This is a genomic window from Sporosarcina sp. FSL W7-1349, assembly GCF_038003045.1.
Taxonomy (GTDB): domain Bacteria; phylum Bacillota; class Bacilli; order Bacillales_A; family Planococcaceae; genus Sporosarcina.
The window spans coordinates 1,472,768-1,489,548 of sequence record NZ_JBBOOK010000001.1 but is presented as its reverse complement, the minus strand read 5'-3'; the positions used below and the strand labels follow the sequence as shown (position 1 = coordinate 1,489,548).

Annotated in this window: 14 protein-coding genes; 12 read left to right on the top strand and 2 right to left on the bottom strand. The window is 50.5% G+C overall.

The genetic code is table 11. From position 1 onward, the window contains the following. Window positions 1-19: 19 nt before the first annotated feature. Window positions 20-1,579 (bottom strand): amidohydrolase, encoded by a 1,560-nt coding sequence (locus MKY41_RS07430; RefSeq protein ID WP_340744426.1) that lies wholly within the window; start codon window positions 1,577-1,579, stop codon window positions 20-22. A gap of 103 nt (window positions 1,580-1,682) precedes the next feature. On the opposite strand from MKY41_RS07430, the gene MKY41_RS07425 reads away from it, so the two are divergent. Genes MKY41_RS07425 through MKY41_RS07415 form a run of 3 tightly spaced genes read left to right on the top strand, consistent with a single transcriptional unit; the run spans window position 1,683 to window position 4,684 of the window. Next, window positions 1,683-2,435 (top strand): SDR family NAD(P)-dependent oxidoreductase, encoded by a 753-nt coding sequence (locus MKY41_RS07425; protein WP_340744425.1) that lies wholly within the window; start codon window positions 1,683-1,685, stop codon window positions 2,433-2,435. Window positions 2,436-2,464: 29 nt separating this feature from the next. Then, the gene (locus MKY41_RS07420; RefSeq protein WP_340744424.1) at window positions 2,465-3,451 is read left to right on the top strand and encodes an MBL fold metallo-hydrolase; all 987 of its coding nucleotides are present in this window, start codon (window positions 2,465-2,467) and stop codon (window positions 3,449-3,451) included. Between the two features lie 39 nt (window positions 3,452-3,490). Further along, a complete protein-coding gene (locus tag MKY41_RS07415; protein WP_340744423.1) occupies window positions 3,491-4,684 on the top strand; it encodes an MFS transporter in 1,194 nt (397 codons plus the stop codon). 61 nt (window positions 4,685-4,745) lie between these two features. Here MKY41_RS07415 and MKY41_RS07410 read toward each other — a convergent pair whose 3' ends face one another. After that, entirely contained in the window at window positions 4,746-6,437 is a 1,692-nt protein-coding gene (locus tag MKY41_RS07410) for an Rqc2 family fibronectin-binding protein (RefSeq protein WP_340744422.1), read from the bottom strand. A gap of 132 nt (window positions 6,438-6,569) precedes the next feature. On the opposite strand from MKY41_RS07410, the gene gmk reads away from it, so the two are divergent. From gmk to pknB, 9 genes are all read left to right on the top strand, one after another. Continuing rightward, the gene (gene gmk / locus MKY41_RS07405) at window positions 6,570-7,196 is read left to right on the top strand and encodes a guanylate kinase (RefSeq protein WP_340744421.1); all 627 of its coding nucleotides are present in this window, start codon (window positions 6,570-6,572) and stop codon (window positions 7,194-7,196) included. After that, the gene (gene rpoZ, locus MKY41_RS07400; RefSeq protein WP_340744420.1) at window positions 7,190-7,414 is read left to right on the top strand and encodes a DNA-directed RNA polymerase subunit omega; all 225 of its coding nucleotides are present in this window, start codon (window positions 7,190-7,192) and stop codon (window positions 7,412-7,414) included. The genes gmk and rpoZ overlap by 7 nt, the downstream gene beginning before the upstream one ends. A gap of 86 nt (window positions 7,415-7,500) precedes the next feature. Further along, on the top strand, window positions 7,501-8,721 hold the full coding sequence (gene coaBC / locus MKY41_RS07395) for a bifunctional phosphopantothenoylcysteine decarboxylase/phosphopantothenate--cysteine ligase CoaBC (protein WP_340744419.1): 1,221 nt from the start codon (window positions 7,501-7,503) through the stop codon (window positions 8,719-8,721). Then, window positions 8,711-11,122, top strand: coding sequence for a primosomal protein N' (gene priA, locus MKY41_RS07390; RefSeq protein WP_340744418.1), 2,412 nt, complete (start codon window positions 8,711-8,713; stop codon window positions 11,120-11,122). Before coaBC ends, priA begins: the two co-directional genes overlap by 11 nt. Before the next feature lie 65 nt (window positions 11,123-11,187). After that, window positions 11,188-11,700 (top strand): peptide deformylase, encoded by a 513-nt coding sequence (def, locus tag MKY41_RS07385; RefSeq protein WP_340744417.1) that lies wholly within the window; start codon window positions 11,188-11,190, stop codon window positions 11,698-11,700. Further along, a complete protein-coding gene (gene fmt, locus MKY41_RS07380) occupies window positions 11,697-12,638 on the top strand; it encodes a methionyl-tRNA formyltransferase (protein WP_340744416.1) in 942 nt (313 codons plus the stop codon). Before def ends, fmt begins: the two co-directional genes overlap by 4 nt. Further along, a complete protein-coding gene (gene rsmB / locus MKY41_RS07375; protein WP_340744415.1) occupies window positions 12,635-14,005 on the top strand; it encodes a 16S rRNA (cytosine(967)-C(5))-methyltransferase RsmB in 1,371 nt (456 codons plus the stop codon). Before fmt ends, rsmB begins: the two co-directional genes overlap by 4 nt. Window positions 14,006-14,024: 19 nt before the next feature. Next, window positions 14,025-14,786: a Stp1/IreP family PP2C-type Ser/Thr phosphatase gene (locus MKY41_RS07370; protein WP_340744414.1), complete on the top strand. Its 762-nt coding sequence runs from the start codon at window positions 14,025-14,027 to the stop codon at window positions 14,784-14,786. Continuing rightward, entirely contained in the window at window positions 14,783-16,771 is a 1,989-nt protein-coding gene (gene pknB, locus MKY41_RS07365) for a Stk1 family PASTA domain-containing Ser/Thr kinase (RefSeq protein WP_340744413.1), read from the top strand. Before MKY41_RS07370 ends, pknB begins: the two co-directional genes overlap by 4 nt. The last annotated feature ends 10 nt before the right edge of the window (window positions 16,772-16,781 follow it).

The following is a 16,781-nucleotide window of genomic DNA, read 5'->3' as shown; positions in this document are numbered from 1 at the left end:
ATGTAAGATAATGGATAATTTATGCCTCGTATACTAGCTTCCCGGCAATCCATGTCGCTTGGACGGACGTCGCATGCAGCTGTTCCATCGGGCAGGTGAGGGGATTTTGACTGACGGCAATCAAATCTGCCGCGAAGCCGTACTTGATCATGCCGCGGAGATTTCCCCAACCGGCTACTTTGGCGGCTGTCGACGTATAGAGCTCTAACGCTTGCCAGCGGGATAAAGACTCCGATTTATTGACCGATTGTCCTTGCATCGTTGAACGGGTGCACGCCGTTTGGATGCCAAGCCATGGATCGAGGGACGCTACCGGGGCATCCGAACCCGCTGCCAACAGGATGCCTGCCTGTCGAACACTGTTCATCCGATAGAGCCAATCATGCTCGGCAGGATCCACATCCGCCAAATACCGGTCCCCGTGGTCGTGGATCAAGTTAGGGTTGGTGACAACGGCTATGCCTAATTGGGCGATGTCAGGCAAGAAGGCTTCAGGGCATAGACTCAAATGTTCCAAGCGATGGCGATGCGCTTGGCCGGGAAAAAACGATTGCACATGGCGGATCGCTTCGATTGCGGTCCATGTCATAACGGGATCGACGACGTGGATGGCCAGCGAACTTTCGCTTTGACGGAACGCCTCCACTGCCATCTCGGATAATTCAGAAAGTCCTGGATGGATATCAGGCAACGCTTCGAGAACGACTTTGACAGGGCCGAGCTCCAGTTTCGAGCTAATCGAAGCTGGCAAATTTCCAGATAAATAAGCCGACAAGGATGCGTGGTCCGGCAAACCTGTCATGAGCTGTGTGGTGATCGACCAGCCGCTGTTAATTGCAAGATGCCAGAACTTCGCCTCTTGTACTTGATTGGTCGGTGTGGCATCTTGCACGGCGGTGATACCGTAGCGGAGCAAGCGGGTTTGCAATGCAGGGATCTCTTCCCGAAGTTCGTCAACGGTCAAGGAAGGGACAATTTGTTTGGAAAGCCAGGCGTCTCCTCCATGGATGAAACCGGTCGGCTCGGATGTACGGGAATCGCGTTCCACCGCAATCCCGGGCGGATCAGAAGTGTGCCGCCCAATGCCCGCCAGTCGCAAGGCGGTGCTATTTAAAATGGAAATATGGCGGGTGATGTGCCGGAGACGGATCGGATGCGCGGAAGAAGCCAAATCCAAGTCGTACCGATTCGGGTGTCGCTTTTCTGACAGATGGGCCGCGTCATAACCGGATGCTCGGATCCAATGGCCCGGTGCGACTTCCATCGATTTTCGCCGGATTTTATCAACCATCTCCGTTATGGAAGACACTTCCCCACGGCCACAGGAGACGGAAGAACTAGTGCTCAAGAGGGCGCGAAGATGGCAGTGAGCATCGATCAATCCAGGTAAAATTGTCAAGCCGCCGCCATCCCATCGAATGCCGTTTTTTGCAAGCGGCCATGAGCAGTGAGCGGTAGGAAGAAGTCCGATGATCCTTCCGTCTGCAATGGCGATCCCCGAGGCTTTTGAAAATTCGGGATCCATCGTCAACACAGAGACATTTTCAAGTAATAAATCGGCGGGACGGACAGTTTCCATCAGGCAAGTCTCCATTTCGCAAGGTAGTATTATTGCAAACTATCATACCATATAAAATAGTTGGGCAATTCTGTGACAGGTTGCCAGGAAAGGGAGTTATCTTATGAGATTGCAAGGAAAAGTAGCGCTGATCACGGGCGGCTCTTCAGGAATAGGTCGAGGCATTTGTCATGCGTTCGCGAAGGAAGGGGCCGCCATCGCATTCGTCGGATTGAATGAACATAAAGGGAAAGCGACGGAACAAGAGCTGCGTGAGTTGGGCTGCGATACGATTTATCTCCAGGCCGATTTGAGAGACCGGGAGAAGCTGCCTGAACTGGTCGAGCGGACGATCGAACGATTCGGCAAGCTGGACGTCTTGGTGAATAATGCGCACGCAACAAATAATGTGTTGTTGGAAGAAACGACGGAAGAAGATATGGAGTATTCATTCGACACTGGATTTTGGCCTACTTTTCTTTTGATGAAGCATAGTCTTCCTTATTTAAAAGAGACAAAAGGGAAGGTCATCAACTTCGTATCGGGCGCAGGCATGGTCGGACTTAGTAGGCAAGCTTCGTATGCGGCGGCAAAGGAGGCAATCCGCGGTATGTCAAGGGTGGCCGCAAATGAATGGGGCCGCTATGGCATTACGGTGAATCTGCTGTCACCGATTGCCAATTCTCCGGGAGTGGAGCGGATGGAGGAGGAACAGCCGAATGCCTATAAGAAGATGGTGTCGCTCGTCCCATTGAAGCGGATGGGGGATTGCGAGAAGGATATCGGACGCTCCGTCGTGTTCCTTGCAAGTGATGATGCGGATTACATTACGGGCCAGACGATCATGGTGGACGGCGGGACGATTATGGCACGTTAAACTTGAATGGAAGGAAGGGGAGTGCCGCGATGTTGACAGAAGTGGGAGCCGGTATTTTCCGGTTGCAAGTGCCGATGCCATTCGATATGGGAGAAGTGAACAGTTACGCAGTGGAAGGAAAACAGGGGTTTACGGTTATCGATACGGGAGATAACACACAGGAAGCGAGGGAAGTGTGGAAGGCTGTCCTCGACAAAGGTTTCCCCATCGAGAAAATTGTTGTGACGCATGCCCATCCTGATCACCTGGGGCTCGCCGCTTGGTTTCAGAGGGAATACGATGTTCCGATTTGGTTGTCCGATAAAGGACGGAAGGAATTGGTGGACGCCCGCCGGATGTTTGAAGACGATTATGAAGACGCTATGACCCCATTCGCGCTCAAAAACGGGGCCGCACTTTACCCTCCCGAAGATGACAGGTCGAAACAATATTACAAACCGGACACGTTCCAATTCGAACCCGACGTTTTTTTTGAGATAGGGGACAGCATCCGCATCGGGGATTCCGAGTACCGGGTCATCTGGACACCCGGCCATTCGAAAGACCATTGCTGCTTTTACGATGAGAACGGGAAAGTGATGTTCACGGGTGATCATATATTGAAGCATATAAATCCGATTGTTACTTCCCGACATATGGGAGATAATCCGCTGCTGGCCTATCTGGAGTCTCTCGAAAAAATTGAAAACTGCCAAACGGCACTTGTATTGCCCGGACATGGCGAATTATTCGAGGATCTGTCCGGCCGGATTGCTGAGATGCGATCCCATTACAACAAAAGATGGCAACAGACATACAAAGCGATCGGCAAAGAAGGGAAGACGGCGTATGACGTATCCCGAATCGTCTATCCCACTCACGAAGGAAGACGGATCATGCCCGCTTTCATGCAGACGATTACCAATTTAATCTATTTGGAGTCCAAAGGATATGTGCGGCAGGAGGAGCGGGATGGAAAAATTGTCTACTTTCAAGAACCTTCATTTCGCAAAATCTTCTACATTTCCACGGTCTAGATAAATTCAGTTTCGCATTGATAGAAATGAGTGAGTCATATGAATAAAATGATGAAACCTACCATCATATCCATTTCCATGGCGACCGTCATGGCGGGAGCGGCCATTTCCCCCGCCATAGCGCTGATCGGCAACGCGTTCCCGGATACGAGTGCAGTTAAATTGAAACTCATACTGACTGCTCCATCTCTCATGATTGTCTTTTTTTCATTTGTTTCGAGCTTCCTTATAACGAAATTGCCAAAGCGGACCATCCTGCTTATCGGGTTATCCATCTACGTCTTGGCCGGTACAGGTGCACAATTTGTGCAGTCGATCAATACATTATTGGTCTTCCGCTTGCTGCTCGGGGTAGGGGTTGGCCTGATCATGCCATTGTCCATGTCATTGATTAATGATTATTTTGACGATAAAGAACGGACGATGATGATGGGCTATAACTCGGCATTCAGTAATTTTGGCGGCATCGTCACGGTCATGCTGGCCGGTTTTCTTGCCAATATTAGCTGGCGCGCGCCTTTTAATGTTTATTTCATGGGTTTAGGCATCCTGTTTCTGGTCTTTTTCTTTTTACCGAAGAATGAAGTGCCGCGTACTATCGATGGTCAGCCAAAGGGCAGAGTTCCTTGGATCATTTATGGATACGCGTTGGCTATGGGCGGCATCATGGTCGCCTACTACTCGATTGCAACCAGCATGGCGCTGTATCTGGAGCAGAATGAAATCGGAGGAACGGCGCTTGCCGGCACAATCATTTCCTTTTCAACGATTGGCGGGATGATTACGAGTCTGACACTCGTCCACATCGAAGAGTTATTGAAGAAATATGCGATCCATACCATGTTGCTGTTCATGGGTTTATCCTTCACGTTTCTTTCATTCACCCATTCAATCCCCCTCATCATAGTGAGTGTCCTGTTTATCGGATTCGGACAAGGGGTCCTGTTTCCAATGATTTTACTAAAAGTGATCGACCGCGTGAACATGGAAAAAAGCGATCGGGCGATTGCCATTACGACGAGCTTCATTTTCCTAGGTCAATTTTTATCGCCGATCCTATTGGAAGGGGTCGGTTCAATTGCATCCAACGAATCGGTCCGTTTCCAATATGGCTTTCTCGCCATTGCAATTTTCGTTATTGTGGCAATCCAGTTTTCTCTTTCCACAAAACGGAAGGACTCCTCAGCCGGCCCAATGACAGACTTGGCCGAACCTAAGCAGGAGAGCAGATGATTGCCCTATAAAATGAAAAAACAGGGGAGTGAAGTAGAACTTTCACTCCCCGTTATGATTCTCACTTCTTCAACCTTCGCACGACATCCTCATCAGGCGTCACAAACATCGTATTTTGTTCAAAATAAATGACAAACCCCGGCTTCGCCCCGCTCGGCTTTTTGACGTGCCGGATCTGTGTATAGTCGACGGGTACCGAGGAGGATTCCCGGGCTTTGCTGAAATAGGCGGCTAATATCGCGGCTTCCTGGATCGTTTGTTCATCCGGTTCGCTAGTATGGACAACAACATGAGATCCGGGAATATCCTTCGTATGGAGCCAGAGATGGTCCCGTGCCGCCAATTTGAACGTCACATGATCATTTTGCTTATTGTTCTTCCCGACGGAAATCGGAATACCGGTTGAAGACACATAGGCTTCCGGAGCCGTTTTTTTCGGTTTGGCCTTCTTTTTCAACCTGCGGGCCCGCATGAATCCAAGTTCCGCCAGCTCTTCACGTATTTCTTCGATGTCTTCTGGGGATGCTTGCAATACTTGCTGTTTGACCATTTCGAAGTAATCGATGTCTTCCTTCGCCTTTTCCAATTGCTCGGCAATCATGACCAATGCCGTCTTCGCTTTCGTATAGCGGGCATAATAGCGCTGTGCATTGTCAATCGGAGATTTTCTTGGATCGAGCGGAATGGTGACCGTCGTCCCTTCCTCGTAGTAATTATCGACTGTCGCTTCCGTCGCCCCTTTTTGGACGGCGTAGCTATTGGCTGTCAACAATTCGCCGAATAGCTGGAATTTGTCCAGTTGGCCCGCCGCATCTTGTTCTTTCTGAAGCTTTTTCATCTTCAGGGTCAATTTCGCGATTTCATTATCGAGCCAGCGTTCCAGATCGGCGGCCTGCGATTTCACCCGTTCTCTTTCCGCCCTGGCGAAATACACTTTGTCGAGCAGATCACCGAGCGTCTGGAATTCCGCGACGGTCCGGTCAGCATAGGTGAGCGCTACGGCAGAAAAGACTGTTTTAGCTCCGATTTCTGAAATATTCGGCGAGCCGGATTGATTGGTGAACGATGCCAGAAATTCTGTGAACACCTCATATTTATCTCTGTCTGCAGCCGCATTCAGACGGAAAAGCAATTCTTCCGCGGTGATCGGGGAGAACCCCGCCAAAGCGCCGACAATATCCCGAGCGTTTTCGAATTTCGGAAGCCAGGATAGGAATTCTTCCTTTGAGACAGCAAACGGATCCGCCTTGTCCTGGGACGGCGCTGGGATGTAAGGCTGCCCGGGCAATACAGTCCGGTAGCTATTTACGGATGGCGGCAGATGCTTCAAACTGTCAATGATCAAATCGCGGTCCGGATCGACCAACAGGAGATTGCTATGCCGCCCCATGATTTCGATGACGAGTTTCCGATTGATATCGTCTCCGATTTCATTTTTAGCCCGGATATCAAACGCAATGATGCGGTCGTTCCCGAATTGTTCGATCGAGCGGATCATCCCGCCTTCCAGATGTTTGCGCAGCACCATGCAGAACATCGGCGGTTCGGCTGGATTGGAGATGACTTCGTCAGTCAATTGGATACGGGAATAGGAAGGGTGGATCGAAATCAGGAGCTTATGATTCTGCCCATCGGCGCGGATAAGAAGGACAATTTCTTGCGTGTTCGGTTGATGGACTTTGGAAATGCGGCCGTTTTTCAGCACCTGCAGTTCCCCGGCCATCGCTTTTGTGAATAAACCATCAAATGCCATGTGGATTCCTCTTTCAATTCATTTTCTCCATTTTAGCATTATAGGTGGGAGTTATGGTACAATATGAACAGATTAGGTGGATTCAAATAGCGTCATCCATTGAAAATCAGAACAGGATAGAAGAGGGATTACATGTATAAAAAACGAGGGCTGTTAATTGTCCTATCGGGACCTTCCGGCGTTGGTAAAGGGACGGTCCGGAAAGAGCTTTTTACACAACCTGATACGAACTACGAATACTCCATCTCGATGACGACAAGGAGCCCCCGTGAAGGCGAAGTGGACGGCGTGGATTATTTCTTTAAATCACGCGATGAATTCGAGAAATTGATCGAAGAAGGAAAGCTGCTGGAGTATGCCGAGTATGTCGGGAATTATTACGGCACCCCGCTCGATTATGTCAATGAAACACTCGATGCCGGAAGGGATGTCTTTTTGGAGATCGAAGTGGTCGGGGCTGCCCAAGTACGCTCCAAAGTGCCAGATGGTCTATTCATCTTCCTGGCGCCGCCAAGCCTGTCCGAGCTCGAGACGCGTCTGATCGGCAGAGGGACCGAAGAGACGGATGTCATCGCGTCCCGTGTCGCGAAAGCTAGAGAAGAGCTCGAAATGATGAATCTATACGATTATGTCGTGGAAAATGACGAAGTGTCGAAAGCGTGCGATCGCATCAATGCCATTGTCATCGCGGAACATTGCCGCCGGGAACGCGTCGAGAAACGTTATTTACATATGTTGGAGGTTGAAAAACAATGTTGAATCCATCGGTCGATTCTCTGAAAGATAAAATCGATTCCAAGTATACGCTCGTCACGCTCGCAGCGAAGCGCGCGCGTGAAATGCAGGAGGAAGGCAACAAGCTGCTCCATTCGTACCAATCCAAAAAGAACGTGGGCAAGGCGTTGGAGGAAGTGGCTGCGGGCGTTTTGAAAAAACAGAAGCAGGATGATTCCATCGTCTATGAAGACGAAATCTGACCTGTACCATTCATAATGTAGCGTGACACTCCCTTAGAAACGAGTTTTTCTTGGGGAGTTTGTCATTTTTAGAAAGGAAGAGAAGGATGCTGGATAATAAAAAAATTCTTCTATGTGTGACGGGGGGGATCGCTGTCTACAAGGCGGTGGCGCTCGTCAGCAAACTGTCGCAGGCCGGAGCGGATGTGAGAGTGATGATGACCGAATCCGCAATGGAATTTGTGACGCCGCTTTCATTCCAGGCGATGTCCCGCAATGATGTCTATTTCGATACGTTTGATGAAAAGGATTCCCAAGTGATTGCCCATATCGATCTCGCGGATTGGGCTGATTTAGTCATCGTTGCGCCCGCTACAGCCAATGTCATCGGAAAGCTTGCAAACGGCATAGCGGATAATATGGTGACGACGACCTTGCTTGCGACGACCGCGGAAGTGTGGATTGCACCCGCGATGAATGTCCATATGTATGAAAATAAAGCAGTCGTCCGAAATATTGCCCGTCTTCATGAGGACGGATATCGGTTCATCGAGCCGTCGGAAGGATTCCTTGCTTGCGGTTATGTCGGAAAAGGCCGCTTGGAAGAGCCTGAGAAAATCGTGGCTCTCGTCCAGGAAAGATTCCAATCGAAGCGTGCCCACCTTCCGCTTTCCGGTAAAAAGGTGGTCATCACAGCGGGGCCGACCCGGGAACGGATCGACCCGGTCCGCTACGTATCCAACTTCTCCACCGGCAAGATGGGCTATGCGATGGCGGAAGCGGCGGCCGCACTTGGAGCCGATACGGTACTTATTTCCGGTCCGGTCGGTTTGCCGAAACCTGCGGGAGTGCGGGTGATTGACATAGAGAGCGCCGCGGAGATGTTCGAGGCGGTGAAATCGGAATACGATGACGCTTATATGGTCGTCAAATCAGCGGCCGTTGCGGATTATCGTCCGAAAGAAATCCATCCCCAGAAAATGAAAAAGCAATCGGGTGATTCGAATATCGAGTTGGAACGCACAGTCGATATTTTAAAAACGCTCGGTGAAATGAAAGCGGATCAGCTGTTGGTCGGCTTTGCGGCAGAAACCCAGCACGCGGTGGAGTACGGGAAAGGAAAACTGGAAAGCAAGAACTTGGATTATATCATCGTCAACGATGTGACGGATCCCGATGCCGGATTCGGAAAAGATACGAACGTCGTCACTCTCCTATCCAAGAACGGTCTGCATCAGCCATTCCAGGCGATGCCGAAAAAAGAACTGGCCACGCTGTTACTTGAAACGATCATACGGGAAGAAAGTGATACAATCCATGATCGCTGAAGTGATTGTCGATGTGGCAGCGTATCCGATTGATCGGCCTTTCGATTATCTGGTCCCCCCGAATTGGGAATCGGCGGTCGAACCGGGTTCCCGAGTTAAAGTGCCGTTCGGTCCACGGAAGGTGCTTGGCTATATAACCGGATTGAAGTCGGAAAGCGATTTGGATATGACAAAGTTGAAACCGATCGATGAATTGATCGATTTGGAGCCGGTCATCTCAAAAGAAATGCTTCATTTGGCAAAATGGCTGGCAAATGAAACACTCTCTTATGAAATCGATGCCCTTCAAGTGATGATGCCTGCCGCGATGCGAGCGAAATATGAAAAATTCATCGTCGTCGAACGGGAAGAGTTCATTAACGACGAAGGGTTTGCGAAGCTCATTGCGGGCCGGAAGAGGATTCCGATGAAGGAGGCGGTGGCATCCGGATTTGTGAATCTATTAAAGAGATACGTTGAGTCGGGCGCAATCGTTGTCGATACGATTGTCCGCCAACAGACTGCGATGAAAAAAGAGCGTGCCGTCCGGATAGCGGATACCGAAACGCTCTTGAAAATACGGGAGACCATCCATGCGAACGCAAAAAAACAAGCCGAACTGCTAGATTGGATGCTGACGCAGGCAGGGAAAACGGTGTGGGCGAAAGATCTTCTGGAGCAATCTCGCATCCAGCCGGCCGTACTGAAAGCGGTCATTGAAAAAGGTGCGGCGACGGAAACAATGGAAGAAGTATACCGGGAACCGGTCGCTCCCCAGTTGAAAGATACTCCTGTCCCGCTCTCCCTGACAGAGGAGCAACGCCATGCCGTCGATGCGGTGGCGGCCTCCATGGATAGAGGACAATCGAAAACGTTCCTCCTTCATGGTGTGACGGGAAGCGGGAAAACGGAAGTCTATCTGCAGGCGATCAAGCGGGTGCTGGAAAAAGGGCAGGAAGCGATCGTCCTCGTTCCCGAAATTTCATTGACCCCACAAATGACATCCCGCTTCATCGAGCGATTCGGTTCGTTGGTCGCCGTCATGCACAGCGGCTTGTCCGCGGGAGAAAAATATGATGAATGGCGGAAAATCAGCCGGGGCGAAGTGAAAGTCGTAGTCGGAGCGAGATCCGCCATTTTTGCCCCTTTTGAGAACTTGGGCATCATCATTCTGGATGAAGAACATGAATCATCGTACAAACAGGAAGAGCCACCCCGTTACCATGCGAGGGATGTTGCAATCAAACGGGCGGAATATTACGGCTGTCCAGTGATTCTGGGCAGTGCGACGCCTTCCTTGGAATCATACGCCCGGGCTTCGAAAGGGGTCTATACATTATTGACATTATCCCATCGCGCCAAGCGACAGGCGATGCCGACTGTGACGGTCGTCGATATGCGGGAAGAGCTCAAGACCGGGAACCGCTCCATGTTCTCCGTCCCATTGGCGGAAGCGATCCGGCAACGCTTGGAAAGGCGCGAGCAGATCGTCCTGTTTTTAAATAAACGCGGGTTTTCGTCATTCGTCCTGTGCAGAGATTGCGGAACGGTGGTCGAATGCCCGAATTGCGATATTTCACTCACGTACCATCGGGCGCATGAACAGCTGAAATGCCATTATTGCGGCCATGAAGAACGGGTTCCGCTCCAATGTCCGCAATGTGAAAGCGAACATATCCGCTTCTTCGGGACGGGCACCCAGAAAGCGGAGGAGGAGATTGCGAAGCTGTTCCCCGAAGCCCGGGTTCTGCGGATGGATGTCGATACGACCCGGCAAAAGGGCTCCCACGAGAGATTGCTCCGGCAATTCAGTGAAGGGAAGGCGGATATTCTCCTTGGCACGCAGATGATCGCAAAAGGTCTTGATTTCCCGAGGATTACGCTCGTTGGTGTCCTGGCGGCTGATACAACGCTTCACTTGGCGGATTTCCGAGCGGCGGAAAAGACGTTTCAATTGATGACACAAGTGAGCGGGCGAGCAGGACGTCATGATTTGCCCGGTGAAGTGTTCATCCAGACGTATTCGCCTGAGCATTATGCGATCGATTTATCGAAAACGCAAAAATACGAGCCGTTTTACCAATTGGAAATGGCGGCAAGGAAACAGTACGGCTACCCGCCGTTCTATTACATCACCCTTGTGCAATTCAGCCATGAGGATGTATTGAAAGTGGCTGACTTTGCGGATAAAGGGGCGAGGTTCCTGCGGGATAATTTGTCGCCCGAAACGGTCATCATCGGTCCGACAGCTGCCGCAATCAGTCGGGTGAACAATAGATATCGCTATCAATGTTTGATAAAATACAAAAAAGAACCGAAGCTGATCGAAACCTTACAACAGCTCATCAGATATTACCGGACCGATTGGATCAAATCGGGGCTGACGATGACGGTCGACGTAGAACCGACCTCCATCTTCTGACGCCAAATGAAGACACCGGTTGTGATTGAGATATTGTGGACTAGATCTAGAAATGAGGAATTGAATTGGCAATCTTGGAAATTGTGAAACACCCTGATCCCATCCTTCAACAGAAATGTGAAGAGGTCGTGAAATTTGATAAAAAGCTGGGCAAGTTATTGGACGATATGTATGAAACGATGGTGGCAGCGGACGGAATCGGCTTGGCTGCGCCTCAAGTCGGCAAGGCGGTACGTGTGGCCATCGTCGATATGGGGGAAGGACAAGACGTCATCGAAATGGTGAACCCGGTCGTGACGGCTATCGGCGGATCCGAAATTGAAGTGGAAGGCTGCCTTAGTTTCCCGGGACTGTATGGAGAAGTGGAGCGCCCGTTTTTTGTGCGAGTGGAAGCGCAGGAGCGGGACGGCTCTCTCTATGAAATTGAAGCGGAAGACTATGAAGCGAGAGCGATCCTCCATGAAATCGATCACTTGAACGGTATTTTGTTTGATTCGAAAATCATCCGGGTCGTCGATCCTTCCGAATTCGAGGAGGATCCGGCTGATGAAGAGGACGGAGAGGGGGAAGTGCTTTGACGAATATCGTATTCATGGGAACGCCGGATTTCTCCGTCCCTGTTTTAACGATGCTTCATGAAGAAGGACATACGATTGTAGCTGTCGTGACGCAGCCTGATCGTCCTGTCGGAAGAAAAAAAGTTCTGACGCCTCCACCGGTTAAGGAAGAGGCGCTTCGCCTCGGATTGTCGGTAATCCAGCCAGAACGGTTAAAAGGCTCTGCAGAATTGGATGAAATCATAGCCCTGGAACCCGATTTGATCGTCACGGCGGCATTCGGCCAACTTTTGCCGAAGGAGCTACTGGAAGCTCCGCGCCTCGGCTGCATCAATGTCCATGCTTCCTTGCTGCCTAAATACAGAGGGGGCGCTCCGATCCATCAAGCGATCATCGATGGGGAGACGGAAACAGGTGTGACAATCATGTATATGGTGGAAAAGTTGGATGCCGGGGATATCATCTCCCAAGTGCGTGTTCCGATTACGGAAACCGATCATACCGGAAGCCTGTTCGAATCGCTTTCCAAAGCGGGGACGGCTCTACTAAAAGAGACACTTCCTTCCATTATAGAAGGGACAAATGAAAGGTTTCCTCAAGACGAAGACCAAGTGACATTCGCACGTAATATTTCACGCGAACAGGAAAAAATCGATTGGTCGAATAGTGGCAAGGCGATTTATGATCAAATCCGTGGCCTTCATCCATGGCCCGTCGCTTATTCGGCATTCGGCGGAGAAAATGTGAAAATCTGGTGGGCGGAAAAAGGGAAGTCCACTGCTGACGCTGATCCGGGAACAATCCTGGCAATTCAACAAGATCGAATCATCGTCAAAACCGGCGATGATACGTCGATTGCCATCACGGATCTGCAGCCTGCTGGTAAGAAGCGGATGCCGGCAGACGTATTTGTCCGTGGCATCGGTTCGAAATGGAGTGAAGGAGACCGGTTCGAATGACGAAACCGAAACAGAAGATCTGGAACGGAAATGTTAGGGATGCCGCCCTTTCGATTTTAATGGAAATCAATCAACATCAAGCGTACAGCAACTTGCTGCTGAACCGCACGATCAAGAAATATCAGATAGAGGCGAAAGATCGAGGTTTATTGACCGAGTTGACGTATGGCACCTTGCAGCACCGGATGGCACTTGACTATTATTTGGAGCCGTTTGTCCGCGGGAAGCTGAATGATTGGGTGCGGGAGCTTCTTCGGCTTTCTCTTTATCAGATTGTTTATTTGACCAAGATTCCACCCCATGCCGTCGTTCACGAAGCGGTGGAAATCGCGAAAAGGCGGGGGCATAAACGGATTGCCCCGACCGTCAATGGCATCCTGCGCAATGTGATACGCCAAGGGGTGCGTTCCTTGGACGAACTGCCGGAAGGGACGCGGAAGACGGCAATCGAGACGAGCCATCCCGAGTGGCTGATCCAGAGATGGACCGAGCAATACGGCGAGGCGGAAGCAGTGGCGATGGCACATGAAAACAACAATCCAGCCGCCATTACACTTCGGGTGAACCGAACGAAAGCGACTGTGGAAGAAGTGATCGAGATGCTTCAATCGGAAGGAGTCGAAGTGAGACGTGGAGAGGTGGCCCCTTCTGCGCTCATTCCGCTGAAAGGCAATCCGATCCAGACCGAGGCGTTCCGGAAAGGGTATGTCACGATTCAAGATGAAAGTTCGATGTTGCCCGCTCTGGCGCTCGATGTGTCATCAGGGATGCGGGTGCTCGATATGTGCGCAGCCCCGGGAGGAAAAACGACTCACATTGCAGAATTAATGAATGATGAGGGGGAGGTATTTGCGCATGACCTCCACGATCACAAACTGTCCCTCATCCGAGAGAATGCCGACCGTCTCGGACTGACATCCATCCAAGCGAAAAGTGGAGATAGCCGCAAGTTGGCCGAACTTTATGGACCGGCGTCGTTTGACCGGATCTTGGTGGATGCCCCTTGCAGCGGCTTCGGCGTAATCCGGCGCAAACCGGAAATTAAATACAATAAGACAGAAGAAGACTTGGCGGGTTTGCCAATCATTCAATCGGAACTTTTGGATACGGCACACGAACTGATCAAGCCGGATGGAGTCATTGTCTACAGCACTTGTACGGTCGATGCAGCGGAAAATCGGGATGTGGCGGAACAATTCCTGCAAAAACATGCGGATATGAAAAGGGTTCCGTTGGGCCAGCTGGAAGACTTTAAGAAGTTGAACAGTGAAGAGGATATGCTCCAAGTGCTGCCTCAGCACTTTGGCGGCGATGGTTTTTTTGTCGCAGCATTCCGTAAAACTGGAAATGGGAGAATTGAGTTGTAATTTGGAAATGAGGGGAAGAATGGTGCAGTACGAAGTCTTGACCGACATCGGAAGAAAAAGGACGATCAATGAAGACAGCGCTGCTGTTTATACGCTTCCGGAAGGGATTCTCCTGGCGGTCATCGCAGACGGCATGGGCGGCCATCGCGGCGGAGATTTTGCCAGTTCCACAGCGATCCGGATATTAGGGGAGCGTTTCAAAGAGCTCGGTGCAGCGCAAGTGGATGCAGACTTTCCATGGGACGAGTGGCTTCAGGAATCAGTCATCCACGTCAATGGCCTGATTTATGAACATGCCAAGGACAATGAAGAGTATTCCGGAATGGGAACGACTTTGGAGGCGGTTCTCGTCCAAGGGAATACGTGCCTCGTGTCACATATCGGGGACAGCCGTGTCTATGTGCTGAATGAGCATGGCATCGAGCAAGTGACAAGGGACCATTCCTACGTCAATATCCTGCTGGAGAGCGGGGAGATCACGGAAGAAGAGGCCGCCGTCCATCCGCAGCGAAATTGGATCATGCGGGCGGTCGGTTCCGAGAAGACGATCCAACCCGATTTTTATACAGTTGAACTAACCGACGTCTCTTACTTGCTGCTTTGTACAGACGGGCTGAGCAATAAACTCTGCAAGGACTCCATCCGTGAGATCGTATGGACGGATGCGCCCCTTCATGACAAAGCGAGAACTTTGATCGATTTGGCGAATCAAAGAGGTGGCGAAGATAATATTTCCGTTATTCTGGTGGACTTGGCCGACAGGGAGGTGGACCTTCCATGATCGGAAGCAGAATCGGCGGTCGCTATGAGATTTTGAAAGGGATAGGCGATGGGGGGATGTCGAAAGTTTATCTAGCCCACGACATCATCCTGAAGCGGGATGTCGCCATCAAAGTGCTTAATTATGACTTTGCCAACGAAGATGAGTTGAAACGCAGATTCAAGCGGGAGGCGTTATCCGCAACGAGCCTCACCCATCCAAACATCGTCGATATATTCGATGTCGGGGAGGAAGGGGAACTTCATTACCTCGTCATGGAATATGTCGAGGGGCAAACCTTGAAAAAATTCATCCAAACGAATGGTCCTTTGCGGCCGGAAGAGGCTGTGCCCATCATGCGCCAGCTCGTATCGGCCATCTCAAATGCCCATCATAACGGCATCATCCATCGGGATATCAAGCCGCAGAACATTTTGATGGATTCGGATGGAAATGTGAAAATAACCGATTTCGGAATTGCAATGGCGCTGAGCGCGACAGTTCATACGAAAACCAATTCAGTCATCGGAACCGTCCATTATTTATCACCCGAGCAGGCAAGAGGCGGTATGGCTACGAAAAAGTCGGACATCTATTCGCTCGGAATCGTGTTTTATGAGCTGCTGACAGGGGAATTGCCTTTTTCGGCAGAGACGGCGGTGGCCATCGCCCTGAAGCATTTGCAGGAAGAGACGCCTTCTGTCCGGGCTTTATTTCCGGAGATTCCGCAAAGCGTGGAAAACGTCATCTTGAAAGCGACGGCGAAGGATGCGTCGTACCGATACCAGTCGGCGGATGAGATGTACGATGACCTGCTGACGGTGTTATCACCGGAACGCTTATATGAAGAAAAGTTCACGATCCCTTTCGATGATGATAAAACCCTTGCCATCCCGATTGTCAGGGATAATGCAAATTTTGAGCACATCGAAGAGACGAAGAAGATCGAACCTGTCGCCCCTCCGGCTCCCGAACCTCCTCCTCAGAAGAAAAAGAGGAAAAAATGGCCGATCATCCTTGGATCCGTCATTGGGGCACTAGTTATATTGCTCCTCATATTCTTGCTGCCCAGCTTGATCGGACCGAAGCAAAAGGAGATTCCAGAAGTGGAAAACATGGAAGTGAAAGAAGCGGAGGATCTCTTGGCGGAAGAAGGATTTACGGTGGAAAAGCAGGAGGAGGAACCTTCAGAGACGATAGAAAAAGGACGAGTCACCCGCACGATGCCGGAAGCCGGCGAGAAACAGGATGTGGGAACAGCTGTCATAATCTACGTCAGTTCCGGTAAAGCGACAATCGAGATGAAAAGCTATATAGGGCATGACTACGACGACCGGATCGTGGATGTGTTGGAGAAATCCGAATTCAAATCCATCACACCTAAGGAAGAGTTTTCCGATGAACCACCCGGCACAATCATCGGGCAAGACCCTGAAGCGGGAGAGGAAATTGTCCCGGAGGATACCGATCTCGTCTTCACTGTGAGTAAAGGGGTCGAAAAGAGATCGGTAGCCGGGCTGAGTGGTTTTAGTGATAGCCAGTTGAGGGATTATGCTGATGATTCCGGATTTGAAATCGTTGTCGTCGGTGAACAGCATCATGGCACAGTGCCTGCAGGCCGGGTCATTTCACAAACACCGAAAGCCGGCACCGAACTGCCGAAAGGTGGAAAGATTGAAGTCGTCCTATCGAAAGGGCCTGAAAAGAAGCCAGTTAAGCATTACATTCAAACGGTGACGATCGAATACGTTCCACAAGAGCCCGACTGGAATGAAGAGTACGGAAATTGGGATGGTAGTGAGGAACGGGTTCCGCAGACAATCCGCATTTACATCCAAGATCGGAAACATTCCATGGACGAACCTGCTGAAGAGTTCGAGATCACCGAAACAACGAGTAAGCAAATTTCCATCGAACTAGAAGAAGGACAGATCGGTATGTACCGGATCATGCGGGATTCGACTGAAGTTACAGAAAAGCAAATCGGCTATGACGATGTAAAATAGAAAGAGGGAT

Coding starts and splice junctions, on each gene's coding strand:
- MKY41_RS07430 (WP_340744426.1), bottom strand. CDS start 1,579: ATGGAAACTGTCCGTCCCGCCGATTTATTACTTGAAAATGTCTCTGTG.
- MKY41_RS07425 (WP_340744425.1), top strand. CDS start 1,683: ATGAGATTGCAAGGAAAAGTAGCGCTGATCACGGGCGGCTCTTCAGGA.
- MKY41_RS07420 (WP_340744424.1), top strand. CDS start 2,465: ATGTTGACAGAAGTGGGAGCCGGTATTTTCCGGTTGCAAGTGCCGATG.
- MKY41_RS07415 (WP_340744423.1), top strand. CDS start 3,491: ATGAATAAAATGATGAAACCTACCATCATATCCATTTCCATGGCGACC.
- MKY41_RS07410 (WP_340744422.1), bottom strand. CDS start 6,437: ATGGCATTTGATGGTTTATTCACAAAAGCGATGGCCGGGGAACTGCAG.
- gmk (WP_340744421.1), top strand. CDS start 6,570: ATGTATAAAAAACGAGGGCTGTTAATTGTCCTATCGGGACCTTCCGGC.
- rpoZ (WP_340744420.1), top strand. CDS start 7,190: ATGTTGAATCCATCGGTCGATTCTCTGAAAGATAAAATCGATTCCAAG.
- coaBC (WP_340744419.1), top strand. CDS start 7,501: ATGCTGGATAATAAAAAAATTCTTCTATGTGTGACGGGGGGGATCGCT.
- priA (WP_340744418.1), top strand. CDS start 8,711: ATGATCGCTGAAGTGATTGTCGATGTGGCAGCGTATCCGATTGATCGG.
- rsmB (WP_340744415.1), top strand. CDS start 12,635: ATGACGAAACCGAAACAGAAGATCTGGAACGGAAATGTTAGGGATGCC.
- MKY41_RS07370 (WP_340744414.1), top strand. CDS start 14,025: ATGGTGCAGTACGAAGTCTTGACCGACATCGGAAGAAAAAGGACGATC.
- pknB (WP_340744413.1), top strand. CDS start 14,783: ATGATCGGAAGCAGAATCGGCGGTCGCTATGAGATTTTGAAAGGGATA.